Here is a 16,497-nt window from a genome sequence, read left to right as displayed (position 1 = left end):
TGTCAGGCCCCGCTGCTTTCGGTCCCGTCCGGACGGGACCGGCGGTACAGCTCATTGGTCGTTGCGGTGATCGTCTCCAGAGCGGTCCGGACGACTGGATGGTCGCGGCTGCCCAGGCGGGTGGCCGTCAGGACGCGGCGCACCGGAGCCGACTCGCCGTGCAGGGGGATCCGGACCACCGGCGCGCTCTCGGGAAGGCGCGCCAGCCGGGGCACGAGGATGGTGCCGAACCGGTGGGCGACCAGCGCGGTCCCGGTGTCCCACTCGTCGGCGTAGTGGGCGATCCGCGGCGTGAACCCGGCCGCCATGCAGGCGGTGCGCACCAGGTGGTGGTAGGTGCCGCCGGGCCGCCCGAGGATCCACGGCTCGTCGGCGGCGTCGGCGAGGGTGACCCGGCGGCGCCCGGTCAGCGGGTGCCCGCTGGGCACGACCAGGTCGAGCGGGTCGTCGAACAGCGGGTGCTGGTCGAAGCGGGTGTCGGAGGTCGGCGGGGTGTCGGCAGTGGCGATCAGCAGGGCCAGGTCGGCCTCGCCGGCCAGGAGCAGATCGAAGCAGCGGGCCGGCTCGGCCTCGATGACCCGCACGGTGAGCTGCGGGTAGCGGTCGCGCAGGGCCGCAGCGGCCGGAGGCAGCAGGTGCGTGGCGGCCGTGGAGAATCCGCACAGGGTGAACAACCCGCCGGTCTCCTCGGCGGAGACGGCGAGTTCGGCGCGGGCGCGCTCGGCCTGGGCCGACAGCGCCTCGGCGTGGCGCAGCACGATGGCGGCCGCGGCGGTCAACCGGATCCCGCGCCCCGACTGGGCCACCAGTTCGACGCCGAGTTCCGCGGCCAGCTGGCGCAGCTGGTGGGAAACAGCTGAGGGCGTGTAGTGCAGCGCCTCGGCTGCCGCGGTGACCGTGCCGTGGTGGTCGACGAGCTGCAGCATCCGCAGTTTCGGGTCGATCATCATGAAACCATTTTGCACGCTCCCATGGAAAAACGTTCGCTTTTCTTCAGCTACCTTGCGCGTGCACGCTGTAGACGTGTCCACGATGAGTTCCTGCAGCAAGACCCCTGGCAAGACCTCTGATGCCGGAGCCGGCGACCGGCTCCGGCAGCTCCGGGGCCGGCTTCCCCACCGCGTCCGCGAGACCCGCACCGCGGTCTACCTGCTCATAGTGCTCACCGCCGGGGCCTACCTGCCCAGCCCGCTCTACCCCGGCTACCAGCACGCCTTCGGGTTCAGTGACTTGGCGATGACGCTGATCTACGCGACGTTCGCCCTGGTCAGCGCGCCGGCACTGCTGCTGTTCGGCCCGGCCGCCGATGCGCTCGGCCCCCGGCCGGTACTACGGGGCAGCCTGCTGGCGGCCGCCGCGGGCTCGGCCTGCTTCGCACTCGCCGATGGACCGGCCCTGCTGCTGGCGGGCCGCGCGGCCCAAGGGCTCGCGCTGGGGGCGGCAACGGGGGCGCTGACGGCGCTGATGCTCCGGAGCGCGCCGGAGCACCGGCGGTTGCGCGCGTCGATGCTGGCCGGCACGGCCTTTGTCGCCGGTACCGCCGCAGGCCCCATCGCAGCGGGGGCGCTGGCGCAGTACGCCCCGGCGCCGGCGGTGCTGCCGTACGTGGTCCACCTGGTCCTGTTGGGCGTGGGGTGGCGGCGGGTGTCGGCCCTGTCCGCGCCGATGGTGCGCCCGGGCCGCTGGCGGCCCACCCGCCCGCACGTCCCGGCCGCCCTGCGGCCGCGGTTCGCCGCCGCAGCGGCAACGGGGTTCCTCGCCTGGACCGCGGCCGGGCTGTTCCTGGCGGTCATTCCGGCGGCACTCGGCCGCGCCGCCGGAATCGACGACCTCGCGGTCACCGGCGGACTGGTCGGCGCCGTCCTGGCCTGCTCCGCCCTGTCCCAGCCCCTGGCCGCCCGCTGCGGCCCCGCCGCCGCACAACTCACCGGACTCGGCGCGCTGGCGTGCGCACTGACCGTCCTCGCCGCAACCGGCGGCGGTTCCCTCCCGGCGGTCCTGGCCGCAGCGGCCACCGCGGGCATCGGCCACGGCATGGCCTACGGCGGCGCCACCGCCGCCATCGACACGGCCGCGCCCGACGCCCAACGCGGCACGATCAGCTCAGCGCTCCACCTGGCCTTCTACCTGGGAGCCGGCGGCCCCGCAATCGCAGTCGGCCTGCTGACCATCTCCCACGACCTGACCGCAGCCGTCTCCTGCCTCAGCACCACCGCGGCCGCTCTCACTCCGATAGCGGCCGCCGCGGTATTCAAGGCGCACCGCTAAAAGGGCTGCTGAAGATCCCCCCGTGCACCGGTGATCATGCTGAAAGGCCCAGATCCAGCGCCGGATCTGGGCCTTTCAGCATGATCAGCAGCGGAAAACCGGCATAAGCCCGGACCGGCAGCGGGACCGGGCCCGCCGGGGGCGGTCGGGCGGCGGCGCCGATCGCTGCCGCCGAGCAAATACCATGCCACCTGCGGGTCCGAGTAAAGGAGCACAACGTGATCAGGGTTCTGCTGGCCGAGGACATGCACATGATCCGGGGTGCACTGGTGGCGCTGCTGGACATGGAACCCGATGTCGAGGTGGTCGCCGATGTGTCCTCGGGCGATGCGGTCGTGCCCGCCGCTCTGGAGCACCGCCCCGACGTGGCCGTCCTGGATGTGCAGATGCCGGGCATCGACGGGTTGGCGGCGGCCGCCGAGATCGTGGAGCGTCTGCCCGAGTGCCGCACCCTGATCCTCACCCAGATCGGGCGCCCCGAGGTGCTGCGCCGGGCACTGGCGGCCAAGGCCATGGGGTTCATGCTGAAGGACGCGCCGCCCGCCGAGCTGGCCGGCGCGGTCCGCCGGGTGGCCGCAGGCGAGCGGGTGATCGACTCCAACCTGGCCACGGCCACCATCGAGGCCCGCGAGAATCCGTTGACGGAACAGGAGGCGGCGGTGCTGCGCCTGGCCGGCGAAGGGGACGAACCGGGCGAGATCGGTGCCCGGCTGCATCTGGCCAAGGGCACGGTGCGCAACTACCTCGGCGCGATCGTCACCAAGCTCGGCGCGCGCAACCGCCTGGACGCCGTCCGCATCGCCACCGAGGCTGGCTGGCTGTGAGGCCGCGCGGTCACGCCCGCGCCGGCGCCGCGGCAGGGCCGCCGGGGCGGGCGCCGCGGGGCAGCGGATAGGTGGCGACCAGCTCGTAACCGCCGCCGGTGGGCCCGGCGGTGAGCTCGCCGCCTGCCGCGGCCACCCGCTCGGCGAGGTTGACCAGGCCGTTGCCGCCGCGCCGCGGGGCGGGGGTGCTGTCGTCGGCGCCTGCAATATCGGCGGTGTCGGCGCTGCTGTTGCCGGCCGCGCCGTCGTTGGCCACGCGCAGGCGCAGGTGGGTGCCGGTGGCGGCGGCTTCGATGGCGGCGCTGCCGGCCCGGCTGTGCCGGAGGATGTTGGTGGCGGCTTCGCGGAGCACGGTGGCGAGCAGGGCGTCGGCCTCGTCGGTGAGCAGCCCGGTGTCGATGTCGAGCCGCACGTCGATGCCCGCGGCGGTGAGGATCTCGCGGGCCGATGCGCCTTCGGCGTGCAGCGAGATCTCCGGATGGTCGTCGTAGGGAATGGTGCGCAGGTCGGCGAGCGTGCCGCGGGCCATGCGGGCGATGTCGCAGAACTCGGCGTCCGCGCCGCGGGGGTCGCGGGCGGCCAGCTCGGCCTTGACCGTGATCGCCGACAGGCCGTAGCCGAGCAGGTCGTGGATGTCGGCTGTTATGCGGCGGCGCTCGTTGGCCACCGCGATGGCCGCGATCGCCTGCCGGCTCTCGTGCACCTGGGTGACGAGCCGGGTGAGCAGCGCCAATCCGTAGAAGATCATCGCCACGGCAACGGTGGCGACCGAGGCCATCACTATGTCGATGAACGGAGCGGTCTTCACCGCCGTCAGCACCAGCAGCTCGGTCAGCACGATGCCCGCGAACAGGGCCCAGGCGGCCCTGCGGCGCGGTACCGCGATCAGGGCCGATGCCGCCGCCAGGCTGACGAGGCTGTTGACGACCTCCAACTCGGCGTAGATGAGGGGCACGAGCGCCAGCGCCGTCTGCAGGGGCAGTGTCCAGACCAGGTCCCAGGGGTAGGGCCGCGCCCCGTGGCGCTGGGTGAGCAGGTGGTAGACCTGCAATCCGACGACGGCCAGCACAATGGCGAATCCGGTCACCGTGAGCATCCCGGGATCCGACACCGCGGAGAGCAGACCGCTGCTCAGGTAGGCGGCCATGCCGCTGGCCACGACGGGCACCGCGAGCCGCGGCGTCATATCGGCCTGGGCAACCGGGTTCGGGCGGGTCTCGGGTGCCCGCCGCACCTGCGCGGCGGCATCGCGGGCCAGCTCCAGTATCTCGGCCGAGCGCCTCTTGCCGGCCAGGCCGATGATCACCGACAGCGCCGAGCCGAGGACGGTGTCGAGGTCGCGCGAGATGCGGTGGCGCTCCTCGGCCACGGCCTGTGCGGCCAGCTCGCGGCGGGACGCGTGGAGTTCGCTGCGCAGGTCGCTGAGCCGGGTCAGCCCGAAGATGACCAGTCCCATGAACAACGCGTTTGCCGCAGCGATCAGGCCGGCGGTGAAACCACCGTCCGCAAGCAGCCCGGCCCACACGACAACGGCGCCCAGCACCGGCCAGCGGGCGCGGCCCGGGACGACCAGCAGCACGGCGGCGCCCAGGAAACCCTTCGGCTCGCTCCACGGGAACAGCGCGGCCTGGGCCGCGAGTGTCCACCACCCCCGGAACCGCTTGGTCTGCGGCAGGCTGTGCACCAATTGGAGCCCGAGCGTCGCGGCGGTCGCCGCGGTCGGCTGGGCGGGGAACATCGCGATGGACAGGCTCACGAGTGTGATGATGACGATCGTCACAGGGCATCACTCTAGTGCTTCGCTCCGATATGTCGGTCCGCCACATGCTTCATCCCGTTCGTGCAGAATGCACGTCCGATCGGGTTGCCTGGCACTGGCCGCTCCCCCGCCCCGACCGCGATCCTCGTAGTGACATCGCGCCGGATCGCCGTGTTCGGCGCCCCCGTGCCACGGCGGATTCTGCACTGGCCGGCATTTCCCTGCCCGAGTTGATATCGGCGGCCGCCGACGCAGGGCGGCCGCGCATGTCGCTGCACACCGGGTCTCAGGCGCAACTCAGCAGACCAGCAGACACGGCACTGCCAACAAATTCCCGCATTCCGATTCGAAGGACAGTCCATGACCAACTCCGACGCCCCCCAACGCGTGGCAGCGTGGCGCCGCATCTTGATCCGCCACCCGCTGGCGAGTTTCTTCGTGCTGGCGTGCGGCCTGAGCTGGATCGGCTGGATCCCCTACATCATTTCCGGTCACGGCCTCGGCCTGCTGGACTTCAGGGTCGGCAGCAATTCGACGGCGCAGCTCACAATCATGCTGCCCGGCGCCTTCATGGGCCCGATCGGCTCCGCGTACTTCGTCACCCGCGTGGTCGAAGGAAAAAAGGGGGTGCGCCGCTGGGGAGGCCGCTTTTTGAAGTTCAAGGTGAACTGGCGCTGGTATCTGATGTCGGTCGTGGGCGTCCCGCTGCTGTTCATCCTTTCCGGTCTCCCGTTCTCCGGCGGGGAGATCCAGCCGCCGCCGGCGATGGCGCTCGTGGCCTACATCCCTGTGCTCCTCATGCAGTACCTGACGACCGGTCTGGCCGAGGAGCCCGGCTGGCGCGACTTCTGCCTGCCCCGGATCCAGCCGTACTTCGGGCCGCTGCGCGGCACGCTCATTCTCGGAGTGGTCTGGGGAATCTGGCACCTGCCGATGTTCATCACCGAGTGGTCCGACTGGCCGAACTGGCCGTGGTATGACCCCTTCGTGTTCATCGGCATGTGCATCGTCGTCAGCATCGTGATGACCTGGGTGTTCAACCGCACCGGCGGGAGCCTGCCGATCGCGATCCTGACGCACGTCAGCTGCAACACCATGATGTCGATCGTGATCCTGGATATGTTCCCCGCGTTCCCGGAAAGCCCCGTAATGGGGCACCTGATGCTCCTGCTCGGGTTCGGTGTTTGGGCCGCGGTGCTCCTCATCAAGACCAAGGGCAAGCTCGGCTACGACCCGGCGACCGCGGAACTGCCGATCGACATGCAAACGCCGGCCGCCCGGACCGGCGCCGAACCGGCGGCCGACGCCCGCGCATAACCCGCGGCTTCCTTCCGCACCGCTGGCACCCGGCCACCGCGCTCCCTCATCTCTCATTCCGCGGTGGACCGGGGGTCCGCCGTCGGGCCGCCCGCCCGGCCAGGGCCTGCGGCCCGACGGCGACCGCACTCCCCCGGTTTCCCGGTGCGCGGGACCCGTCCGCCACCCGGGCCCGCGCACACCGCTACCCGGCTACCCGGCTCCGTGTTCGGCGAGCACCCGGCCGATGATGCGGGCGCCGTCGGGGAAGGCGCCCGGGTTCGGCCCCGTGTAGTTGAGCCGCACATAGGGGCCGGTGGGTTCGGCGGGGAACCACTCGTCGCCCGGGGCGACGACGGCTCCGGCACTCGCGCAATCCCGGACGAACCGCGCCAGGCCGGTGCCGTCCGGCAGCCGCACCCACAGGTTCAGCCCGCCCGGTGGCACGGATTCCGGCACGGCTGCGGGGGCGTGCCGCCGCAGCGCGTCGGCCAGCAGGTCGCGGCGGGCGGCGAGCTGGTGGCGGAGGCTGCGCAGGTGGCTGCGCCAGGCCGGTTGGGTGACGACGTCGAGCGCGACGGCCTGCAGCATGCCGCTGACGTACATGGACTCGGCCTGGGCATCGGCGAGGATGCGCTCGCGGGCGGGGCCGCGGGCGATGATCCCGGCGATGCGCACGGCCGGGGACACGCTCTTGGTCAGCGACCGCAGGTAGACGACGTGGCCGTTGTCGTCCCGCGCGGCGACCGGGGCGGGGTCGGCGGTGATACCGAAATCGTGCGCCCAGTCGTCCTCGATCAGGAACGCGCCGTGCCCGCGCACGATGTCGAGCACCCGGCCGGCCAGTGCGGCCGGCCACTGGGCGCCGGTGGGGTTGGCGAAGTTCGGTTGGGCATAGAACGCGCGCGCCCCGGTCTGCTCGAACGCCCGTTCCAGCTCGTCGGGGTCGGGGCCGCGGTCGCCGCTGGGCACGGGCACGATCTGCACGCCCGACTTTGCGGCGGCGAGGATGGCTCCCCAGTACGTCGGCGACTCCATCAGCAGCGGCCGGCCCGCGCCGACAAGTGCGCGGAAGGCGGTGGTCAGCCCGCTCTGGCTGCCCGGGACGATGACGGTATCGCTGGGGGCCGGGGGCGCGATGCCGGCCGGGGCCGCCGCGCCCAGTTCGGTGGCGAACCATGCCTGCAGCTCGCCGAGCCCGGCGGCCGGCGATCGGCTTACCGCTGCGGCGCCGCGGGCGGCGCGGGCGAACGCGGTGCGGACCAGGCGCTCGGGCAGCAGTTCCCGGTCGGGGTAGCCGGAGTGCAGCGCGATCACATCGTTCGCGGTGATCTGCAGGGCGGCGGACGGCTGCGGCATGCGGGGGCCGGGCGAGCCGAGCGCGGCGGTCTGCCACCCGTAGTCGTTCGGGCGGGCGACGCGTACCGAGCGCACGAAAGTACCGACACCCGGGCGACCCTCGACCATCCCCTGCGAGGTCAGGGTCCGCAGCGCCTTCTGCACCGTGACCGGGCCGGCCCCGTACCGCGCCGCCAGCGCCCGGGTGGACGGCAGCTGCGCACCGGGTGGCGCCGCTGCGATCCACTCGCGCAGATCCGCGACGATGCGTGCACTGCTATCGTTGGACATGACGAATAATAGTAGCGCTACTTCCGCAGCGGCGCCACTGCTACCCACTGCACGCGCCGGTCTCGGCTGGGGACTGCTCGGGGTCGCGGCGTTCTCGCTAACCGTTCCGTTCACCCGCGTCGCCGTCGAAAGCGGCGGGATATCGCCGCTGTTCGCCGGCTCCGCCCGCGCGGTCGCCGCCGCGCTGCTCGCCGCCGCCGCGCTGGCGGTCACCAGGCAGCCCCGGCCCCGCGGCGTCCAGTGGGTGCGCCTGGCGGTCGTCGCCGGCGGGGTGGTCGTCGGCTTCCCGGTGCTGACCTCGTTCGCGCTCACCACGGCCTCGGCCGGGCACGGCGCCGTCGTCATCGCCGTGCTGCCTGCCGCTACCGCGGTCACCGCCGTGCTGCGCGGACGCGAGCGGCCGCCGATGCCCTTCTGGGTCATGGCGGGGGTGGGGGCGGCCGCCGCGCTGGTGTTCGCGGCGCTGCAGGGCAGCGGACTCGGCGGCCTGCACCTCTCCGACGCGCTGCTGTTCGGCGCCGTCGTCGCGGCCGCCATCGGCTACGCGGAGGGCGGGCTGATGGCCCGCGAACTCGGCGCCTGGCAGACCGTGTCCTGGGCACTGGTGATCGCCGCACCGCTGATGGCCGTGCTGACCGCCGCCACGATGGCCCGGCAGCTGCCGAGCGGCACGGCGGCCGAGTGGGCCGCGTTCGGCTACCTGGCGGTGGTGAGCATGTACCTCGGCTTCTTCGCCTGGTACCGCGGATTGGCCATTGGCCCGATGGCGCAGGTCAGCCAGATCCAGCTCGTCCAGCCGGTGCTGACCATCGGCTGGGCGGCCCTGCTGCTGCACGAGGACGTCACCTGGGCCACCGTCCTCGGCGGACTGGCCGTGATCGCCTGCGCCGGGATCGCCGTGCGCGTCCGCCTCGGCCAAGCCGCCCGCCCCGGCCCGAAGTAGCTCGGCCCGGCCAGGCCGTGTGGGCGGAGGGCGCCGCCCACACGGCCTGGCCGCAAGCGAACCGGGGCCGCCAAGCGTGTGTGCCGGGCGGTTTCGGTCTTTTTGCTGCGGGCCTGTCCTGTTGCTCGCGGCGCAGGCGGCCACGCGCCTGTGCCGGCTCCTGGTCAGCGTGCGCGCCAGCAGGCCGCCGGCCGTGCCGGCGGCCCGGTAATGCAGACCTTCGTCATCGGCGCGCCGGTGCCCGCTCGGCTGCAACGGCCTCGCGCACGGCGGGGGCGATTTCCTTGCCGAACCGCTCGATGAAGTCCGGGTCGTCGCTCATGGCGACGATGGTGCCGGCGCCTTTTCCCACCGCCAGGGCCGTGAGTTCTTCGACCCACTGTTCGGCCGGCCCCTGCAGGCGTCCCGTGCTCGCATGCTGCAACGACCCGGTCACCGAGATCACGCGCCGGATCTCGGACGGGTCGCGTCCTGCCTCCTGTGCCGCCTGGTCGATGATCGCGTTGCTCGACCCCGGGTCGCCGTCGGGAAGGTAGGGGGTGCCGACCAGCCAGCCGTCCGCCTCGCGTCCCACCAGCCGCAGGCCCCGCGGCTTGTACATGCCCAGCCAGAGCGGGATGTTGCGCGCGGATGCCGGTCCGCGCGGTACACCGTTGACCTCGTAGTGGTTCCCGGCGACGCGCAAAGGTGCCGGGTCGGACGTATCCCACATCCCGCGGATGACCTGCACGGCTTCTTCAAGGGCCCCTACCGCTTCGCCGGGAGTCCGGCGAGGGCCGCCCATCGCCTCGATGGCGTCCCAGAACACACCCGCGCCAAGGGTCATCGTGAACCGGCCCGCCGACAGCAGATCGAGACTGGCCGCTGCCCGCGCCAGTACCGCGGGCTGGCGCAGCGGGAGGTTGAGGACACTGCCCGCCACCGCGATGTGCTCGGTGGCTGCCGCGACCCACGTCATCAGAGTCCAGGCGTCGTGAAATGCGGCCTGGTAGGGGTGGTCCTGAAAGGTGACCAGATCCAGGCCGGACCGCTCAGCGAGCTGGGCCAGCCGGACCGGGTGCCGCGGGTCCGCGTTCGTCGGGGTGATGAAGCTGCCGAACTGAAGCTCATGCCCGTAGTCGGTCATGGTGCACTCCTCGGAGTAGTCGGTCGGGTCGTCTCGGGCGAGCCGGAGACGGGCGTGCCCAGGTCTTCGGCGGCCCCGGGATCCGTCGCATCACGTACCCGGGGCCATCGCCCATGCGGGGGAGCCCGGGTTGTGCACCGGACTCCCCTGGAACAACTATCTGCCTGTGCAGATAAATTCCCTTGAGCCGGCCCAGGTTCGAACGGCCCCGACCCGCCTGTTTCGCCCGCCCCCGACGACCGCTCCGAACAACGGAGGAAACTCCGAACCGCACACCGACCGGTCAGATGACGCCGAGGTCGCGCATGGTGTCGGCGACCTTGATGAACCCCGCGATGTTGGCGCCCAGGACGTAGTTGCCCGGAGCCCCGTAGGCGTCGGCGGTCTCGCGGCACATGATGTGAATGTCGTCCATGATCTCGGCGAGCCGCTTGTCGGTGTAGTCGAAGTGCCAGGAGTCGCGGGAGGCGTTCTGCTGCATCTCCAGGCCCGAGGTGGCCACCCCGCCCGCGTTGGCGGCCTTGCCCGGCCCGAACGCCACACCGGAGTCGCTGAACACCTTGACGGCCTCGGGGGTCGCCGGCATGTTGGCGCCCTCGCCCACGGCGATGAGGCCGTTGCGCACCAGGGTGCCCGCCGAGTCGCCGTCCAGTTCGTTCTGCGTGGCGCAGGGCAGCGCGATCTGGCAGGGGACGTCCCAGATCTGGCCGCCTTCGACGAACTCGGCGCGGGCGTACTTGTCGGCGTACTCCTTGATGCGTCCGGACCGCTCCTCCTTGATCTCGCGGATCAGGTCCAGGTCGATGCCGGAGTCGTCGACGACATAGCCGCCGGAGTCCGACATTGCGACGACGGTGGCGCCCAACTCGGCGGCCTTCTGCGCGGCGTAGATGGCCACGTTGCCCGATCCCGAGACCACGACCCGCCGGCCGTCGAAACCGTCGCGGCGATCGCGGAGCATGCCGTTGACGAAGTACACGGTGCCGTAACCGGTGGCTTCGGTGCGCACCTGCGAACCGCCCCAGTTCAGCCCCTTGCCGGTGAGCACACCGGACTCGTAGCGGTTGGTGATCCGCTTGTACTGGCCGAACAGGTAGCCGACCTCGCGGCGGCCGACACCGACATCGCCGGCGGGCACGTCGGTGTACTCGCCGAGATGGCGGTGCAGTTCCGTCATGAACGACTGGCAGAACCGCATCACTTCGGCGTCGGACTTGTCCTTGGGGTCGAAGTCGGACCCGCCCTTGCCGCCGCCGATCGGCAGCCCGGTGAGCGCGTTCTTCAGGGTCTGCTCGAAACCGAGGAACTTGACTATGCCCAAATCCACCGAGGGGTGGAACCGCAGCCCGCCCTTGTACGGGCCCAGGGCCGAGTTGAACTCCACCCGGAACCCGCGGTTGACCCGGATGTCGCCGGAGTCATCGGTCCAGGGGACACGGAAGATGATCTGGCGCTCGGGTTCGCACAGCCGCTCCAGCACCCGGCTGTCCAGGTACTCGCCGTGCCGTTCGAGGGCGGGTTCCAGCGACTCCAGCACCTCGTGCACGGCCTGGCGGAACTCGGGCTGGTCGTAGTCGCGCCGCTCAATGTCGGAGAACACCTTGGCGGTAAGCCGCAGACCATTGCCGTTCGGCGGACTCGTTGTCATACGTCTCCGCTGCCTCCTCTATTCCGGGATACCGCGGAAACACCGCGGGAACACGCTTGTGCACTGCCATCGTGCCAGGTCGAGCCGCGGCTGCCACCAGCCGGTCCGCAGCCGGGCCACCCGGACGTCTCCGCCGGCGGACCCGCCGACCGGTCCGGTGGCCGCGGTCCGACCGTGCCGGGGTCAGCCCGGAGCCGGCCCGCCTGCCGCTGCGGGCAGCAGCGACCTGTGCTGCGGATCCAGGACCAGCACCCGGTCGGCTCTGGCCGCGACGGTGCGGTCGTGGGTGGCGGCAAGTACGGCGAGTCCGTTTTCGCTGCGCAGCGTCTCCAGCAGGTCCAGCACGGTGCGCGCACTCGCGGCGTCCAGGGCAGAGGTGGCCTCGTCGGCCAGCAGCACCGCTGGGCCGGCGGCCAGGGCGCGGGCGATGGCGACCCGCTGGCGCTGCCCGCCGGAGAGGCTGCCGGGGTGGCGGTCGGCGACCCATGCCGGCAGCCCGACCTGCTCCAGCAGGCCCGGCACGCGCGCCGCGGCGCTGCTGCGCGACAAGCCGCCGAGTACGTGGCCGGGCCGGGTCAGCGCGGTGCGCACCCGGTGGGCCGGGTTGAGCGCCCCCGCCGGGTCTTGGCCGACGAGTTGGATGCCCCCCAGCACCGGCCGGCTCCGGTCGCGCACGCGTTCGGGCAGCGGCACGCCGGCGAGCGCCAGGCTGCCGGCGGTAGGGCTGTGCAGCCCGGCGATGGTGCGCAGCAGCGTCGACTTGCCGCTGCCCGAAGGCCCCAGCACCGCGGCGAACTCGCCGCGGTGCAGCGACAGGTCGGCGCCGGCGAGGAGCCCGGACCCGCCGCCGGGCGCGGCCACCCGGACGCCGCGCAGATCCAGCACACAGGCGCCGCCGGGTACGGACGCCGCCGGCGCGGCTGCGGGAGCGTCCGCCGCCGCGCCGATGGTGAGCCGGTCGTCGGCCACCCGGTCGGCGAACGCCCGGTCGTGGGTGATGACGATCGCGGCCCTGTCCGGCCTGCCGCGTCTGCGTTCCAACACCTTGGCGACCAACTCCACCGCCGCGGGGTCGAGTCCGCTGGTGGGTTCGTCCAGCACCAGCACCCGCGGGTCGCCCGCCACCGCTCGGGCCAGTGCCACCCGCTGCGCTTGGCCGCCGGAGAGCTGGTGCGGACGGCGGCGGCGCACCGTGTCCGGGTCCAGACCCAACTCGGCGAGCACGCCGCGGACCTGCGGCCATGTGCGGCCGGCGCTGCGCTGGGCCAGGCCTTCGGCGGCCAAGGCGGCCACCGTGCGCAGCGGGTGCAGGTCGGCCGCGGGGTCCTGGCCGAGGACACCGGCGTTGGCCAGGCGCCAGCGGCGCGCCGGCGGCCCGGCGGGCACCGGCTCGCCCTGCCAGCGGACCGCGCCGGCGCTGCGGAACAGGCCGGGCGGCAGGGCGTCCAGGGCCGCCAGTACCGCACTGGTCTTGCCGGAGCCGGACTCCCCCACCACGGCCAGGATGCGCCCGCCCGGAACGGACAGGTCGACCGGACCGGCGACGGTGCGCCCCGCAGCGTCAACAACGGTGATCCCCTCCGCCTGGAACCCTTCAGCCACTGCGGACCTCCTTGCGCCGCTCGGTCCGGGGTCCGCGCCGGCGGCGCCGCGGCGCGCTGCCGCCGGGCGGGGCGTACTGGGCCGACAGCGCCAGCACGACCGTGGTCAGCCCCAGGGCGCCGGCGGGTGCCGCCACCGCCCACGGGTTCATCGCCGCACCGGCCATGTTCTCGCGCAGCATCAGTGCCCAGTCGGGCTCGGGCGGTTGGGCGCCGAAACCCAGCAGGCTCAGTGCCGAAGCCACCTGCAGCGCCACCACCAGCCGCAGCCCGGCGTCGGCGGCGACGAGGCCGCGCATGGCGGGCAGGACTTCCCAGGCCAGGATCCACACCGGGTGCTCGCCGCGGCAGCGGGCCGCTTCGACGTATCCGGACGCGCGGATCGAGCGGACGGCGTCGCGCACCACGCGCAGGGTGAGCGGCGCTCCGCCGCATACCGTGGCTGCCACGACCGCGGCGGGGCCGGGCAGCGCGATGGCCGCGACCAGGGCGAGCAGCAGCGAGGGCACGGCCAGCAGCGCATCGGCCACCGCGGTTACGGCCCGCTCCACCCGCTGGTGGGCCCAGCCCGCCACCAGCCCGCCGGCGAGGCCGACCGCGCAGGCGCACAGGGCGGCCGCCAACGACACGGCGAGGAGTTCCGCTCCCCCGGCCAGCACGCGCGACCATACGTCGCGGCCCAGCGCGTCGGTGCCCAGCGGCAGGCCGGGGGACGGTTGCTGCCAGGGCACCGCCGCCGGCTCGGTGGGGTCGCGTGGCGCCAGCCGGCCGCCGAAAGCCGCGGCGGCCAGTACCGCGCCGGCCAACGCCGCGGGCACCGCGCGGTTCACCGGGTCCCCCGGTCCGTGCCGACCGCTGCGGCCACCGTGTCGGCGAGCAGGAGGCCCGCCACGACGATGGCGGCCGCGAGCACCGCCGCGGCCTGGACCACGGGCAGGTCGCGCGCTGCTACAGAGGAGGCCAGCAGCGAGCCGAGCCCGGGGTAGCCGAAGAGGGTCTCCACCACGGTCGACGCGGCGACCAGGCCGCCCGCGCTGACGGCGAGCACGCGCAGGAAGGGGGCGAGCACGAAGGGGAGGACGTCCACAGCGGCGATCCACCAGCCCGGCCGGCCGCGCCGCCGGGAATCGGCCGCGTGCGGGCGGCGGAGCGCGTCGGCCACGGCGCCCGCAAGCAGGGTCCCGCCGAACAGGGCGGTGGGCACGGCCAGGGACAGCACGGGCAGCACCAGCAGGTGCGGGCTGGAGGTCGGCGGTTGGCCGGGCGGCAGCGTCGACACGGGCGGCACGAGCCCGAGGAATCCGGACAGCAGCGCCGCCAGGCCGCTGGCGACGACGGCGGAGGGCAGGGCCGCGCTGCCGGTGAGAACCGCGGTCAGCGCCCGGCCCCGGCTGCCGGCCGCGCCCGCCCACCAGCCGAGGGCGAGCATGGCGGGCGCCGCCAGCAGCAGCGCGCCGCCGACCAGGGCCAGTGCGGCCGGGAACCGCTGGCCGAGGGCTGCGGCGACAGGGCGCCCGTTGACCAGGGAGGTGCCCAAATCGCCGGTGGCCAGTGCCGCCGCCCATTCGGTGTAGCGCCGCCAGGCGGGCTCGTCCAGGCCCAGCTCGGCGCGGAGTTGGCGCACCTCGTCCGCCGAGGCGCCGGGGGCCGCCCGGAGCAGGGCGGCGTCGCCCGGCAGCACCTCGGTGGCGGCGAAGACCAGCACGGAGACCGCTGCCAGCAGCAGCGCGGAGCGGGCGAGGGCAAGGCCCGCTGCGGCGGCCGGGCCGGCCGCGCCGCGGCGCGGTCCCGTACCGCGCGCCGCTGCCGCGGCTACCGGCTCGGGCGGGCCGGGTGCCTGATCGGCCCCGGCCGTCCCGGCCGCCGCGGAAGGCGAGGGCTCGTTCACGCCGGTACGTCGACCCGGTCGATCAGCAGCCGGTGGAACCCGGGTCCGGTGGGCAGGTTGCCCACGCCCGGCGCCGCCAGGTCGATGCCGTCGCCGAGGCCCCAGACCGCGTAGCCGCCCTCGTCGGCGATCCGCTGCTGGAGGTCGCCCAGCATCGCGTCGCGTTCGGACTCGTCGGCGGTTGCGAGCGCTTCGTCGAGGTCGGCTTCCCACTGCGGGTCGTCCCAGCCGGTCTCGTTGATGGGGCCGTCGGCGACCAGCGCCATGCGGGCGTACTCCACGAAGCCGTTGCCGCCGAGGCTGTTCAGGTAGAACGGTTCGTTGTTCCACACCTCGGCCCAGTAGGTGTCGGGCGGCACGACCTCGACTTCGGCGTCGATGCCCGCGTCGGCGAGTTGCTCGGCCGCCAGCACGGCCGCGTCCTCCATGCCCGGGTAGGAACTGGTGGTGTGCAGGGTGAGTTCGATGCCCTGCCCGTGTCCGGCGTCGGCGAGCAGTTCGCGTGCGCGGTCCAGGTCGCGTTCGACGGCGGGCGCGTCGGGCGCGTGGGGTTCCAGGGGGTTGAGCAGGTCGGTGCCGGGCTCGCCGTAGCCGAGGAAGACGGTCTGCACCAGTTCTTCGCGGTCGAGGGCGAGCTTGACCGCTTTGCGGACGCCGGGGTCGTCGAAGGGTTCGGTTTCCAGGTCCATGACCAGCGGGTAGTTGACGCCGCCGGGCCGGGTGACGACTTGGGCTTTACCGCCGCCTTCGTACTGCTGGGCGGTGGCGGGGGCGACGCTGCCGGCGATGTCGGCCTGGCCGGAGGCGACGGCGGATGCGCGGGCGGAGGGGTCGGGCATGGCGGTGATCTCCAGCCGCTGGAACCGCGGCGCCTCGCCCCACCAGTCGGGGTTTCGGTTCAGCACCGAGGTGGTGTCGTCGCCGCTTTTGCGCACGAAGGGTCCGGATCCGGGGACGGGGGCGGTGATGTCGCCGGTGCCTTCGGGGACGACGAAGGTGAGGGAGGCCAGGGCGAGGCCGACCTCGGCGTAGGGCTGCTCGGTGGCCAGTTCGAGTTCGTGTTCGCCGGTGGTGCGGGAGGACTCCAGGTCGAACATTGACAGGCGGCCGTTGTTCTCGGCGCCCTTGCTCTGGATACGGCGCAGGGAAAAGAGCACGTCGCTTGCCGTGACGGTCTCGCCGGTGGAGAACTCGGCGTCGTCGCGCAGGGTGATGCGCCATTCGGTGAGGTCGCCGCCCTGCGGCTCCCACGACTCGGCGAGGCGCGGCTGGGCCTCGCCCTGCTCTCCGGGCACGGTGAGCACGTCGTAGAGCATTGCGAAGCGCAGGTAGTCGGCTTCGTTGGAGACCCGGCCGTGCGGGTCGTGGGTGGTTGCGGCGGGGGCGCCCACCGCGGCGTAGCGCAGGACGGACTGCGCGGCGGCGGACTCCTCGCCTGCGCCGCCGCAGCCGGTGGCGGCGAGGGCGAGGGCGAGCGCGCCCGCGCTCATCGGCAGGGATCGGGATCGTGGTCTC

The 16,497-nt window shown here is 73.1% G+C and carries 13 protein-coding genes; 4 read left to right on the top strand and 9 right to left on the bottom strand.

Annotation, left to right across the window (positions count from 1 at the left end; genetic code table 11):
• Positions 1-2: 2 nt before the first annotated feature.
• Positions 3-947, bottom strand: a complete 945-nt coding sequence (locus tag ACYVD5_RS19280) for a LysR family transcriptional regulator (protein WP_461002497.1) — start codon at positions 945-947, stop codon at positions 3-5.
• A gap of 85 nt (positions 948-1,032) precedes the next feature.
• Here ACYVD5_RS19280 and ACYVD5_RS19275 point away from each other — a divergent pair, with 85 nt between their 5' ends.
• Both ACYVD5_RS19275 and ACYVD5_RS19270 read left to right on the top strand, forming a co-directional pair.
• Complete coding sequence (locus tag ACYVD5_RS19275) at positions 1,033-2,268, top strand: MFS transporter (protein WP_461002496.1); 1,236 nt, start codon at positions 1,033-1,035, stop codon at positions 2,266-2,268.
• Between the two features lie 218 nt (positions 2,269-2,486).
• Positions 2,487-3,092: a response regulator transcription factor gene (locus ACYVD5_RS19270; protein ID WP_461002476.1), complete on the top strand. Its 606-nt coding sequence runs from the start codon at positions 2,487-2,489 to the stop codon at positions 3,090-3,092.
• Between the two features lie 10 nt (positions 3,093-3,102).
• On the opposite strand, the gene ACYVD5_RS19265 is transcribed toward ACYVD5_RS19270, so the two are convergent.
• The gene (locus ACYVD5_RS19265) at positions 3,103-4,872 is read right to left on the bottom strand and encodes a sensor histidine kinase (protein ID WP_461002475.1); all 1,770 of its coding nucleotides are present in this window, start codon (positions 4,870-4,872) and stop codon (positions 3,103-3,105) included.
• 339 nt (positions 4,873-5,211) lie between these two features.
• Here ACYVD5_RS19265 and ACYVD5_RS19260 point away from each other — a divergent pair, with 339 nt between their 5' ends.
• Entirely contained in the window at positions 5,212-6,168 is a 957-nt protein-coding gene (locus ACYVD5_RS19260) for a CPBP family intramembrane glutamic endopeptidase (RefSeq protein WP_461002474.1), read from the top strand.
• Between the two features lie 192 nt (positions 6,169-6,360).
• On the opposite strand, the gene ACYVD5_RS19255 is transcribed toward ACYVD5_RS19260, so the two are convergent.
• A complete protein-coding gene (locus ACYVD5_RS19255) occupies positions 6,361-7,776 on the bottom strand; it encodes an aminotransferase-like domain-containing protein (RefSeq protein WP_461002473.1) in 1,416 nt (471 codons plus the stop codon).
• Here ACYVD5_RS19255 and ACYVD5_RS19250 point away from each other — a divergent pair.
• On the top strand, positions 7,775-8,719 hold the full coding sequence (locus ACYVD5_RS19250) for a DMT family transporter (protein WP_461002472.1): 945 nt from the start codon (positions 7,775-7,777) through the stop codon (positions 8,717-8,719). The genes ACYVD5_RS19255 and ACYVD5_RS19250 overlap by 2 nt on opposite strands.
• Positions 8,720-8,942: 223 nt before the next feature.
• Here the strand turns inward: ACYVD5_RS19250 and ACYVD5_RS19245 are convergent, their stop codons facing one another.
• From ACYVD5_RS19245 to ACYVD5_RS19220, 6 genes are all read right to left on the bottom strand, one after another.
• Positions 8,943-9,845, bottom strand: a complete 903-nt coding sequence (locus ACYVD5_RS19245; protein ID WP_461002471.1) for an LLM class flavin-dependent oxidoreductase — start codon at positions 9,843-9,845, stop codon at positions 8,943-8,945.
• A 283-nt stretch (positions 9,846-10,128) separates the two neighbouring features.
• Positions 10,129-11,493, bottom strand: coding sequence for an NADP-specific glutamate dehydrogenase (gene gdhA, locus ACYVD5_RS19240; protein ID WP_461002470.1), 1,365 nt, complete (start codon positions 11,491-11,493; stop codon positions 10,129-10,131).
• Positions 11,494-11,676: 183 nt separating this feature from the next.
• The gene (locus tag ACYVD5_RS19235; protein WP_461002469.1) at positions 11,677-13,095 is read right to left on the bottom strand and encodes an ABC transporter ATP-binding protein; all 1,419 of its coding nucleotides are present in this window, start codon (positions 13,093-13,095) and stop codon (positions 11,677-11,679) included.
• The gene (locus tag ACYVD5_RS19230) at positions 13,088-13,924 is read right to left on the bottom strand and encodes an ABC transporter permease (protein WP_461002468.1); all 837 of its coding nucleotides are present in this window, start codon (positions 13,922-13,924) and stop codon (positions 13,088-13,090) included. Before ACYVD5_RS19230 ends, ACYVD5_RS19235 begins: the two co-directional genes overlap by 8 nt.
• The gene (locus ACYVD5_RS19225) at positions 13,921-14,982 is read right to left on the bottom strand and encodes an ABC transporter permease (RefSeq protein ID WP_461002467.1); all 1,062 of its coding nucleotides are present in this window, start codon (positions 14,980-14,982) and stop codon (positions 13,921-13,923) included. The genes ACYVD5_RS19230 and ACYVD5_RS19225 overlap by 4 nt, the downstream gene beginning before the upstream one ends.
• Positions 14,979-16,472, bottom strand: a complete 1,494-nt coding sequence (locus ACYVD5_RS19220) for an ABC transporter substrate-binding protein (RefSeq protein ID WP_461002466.1) — start codon at positions 16,470-16,472, stop codon at positions 14,979-14,981. The genes ACYVD5_RS19225 and ACYVD5_RS19220 overlap by 4 nt, the downstream gene beginning before the upstream one ends.
• Positions 16,473-16,497 lie beyond the last annotated feature (25 nt).

The sequence above is a fragment of the Streptomonospora sediminis genome (assembly GCF_054778995.1).
This window is presented reverse-complemented; position numbering and strand designations above follow the sequence as displayed.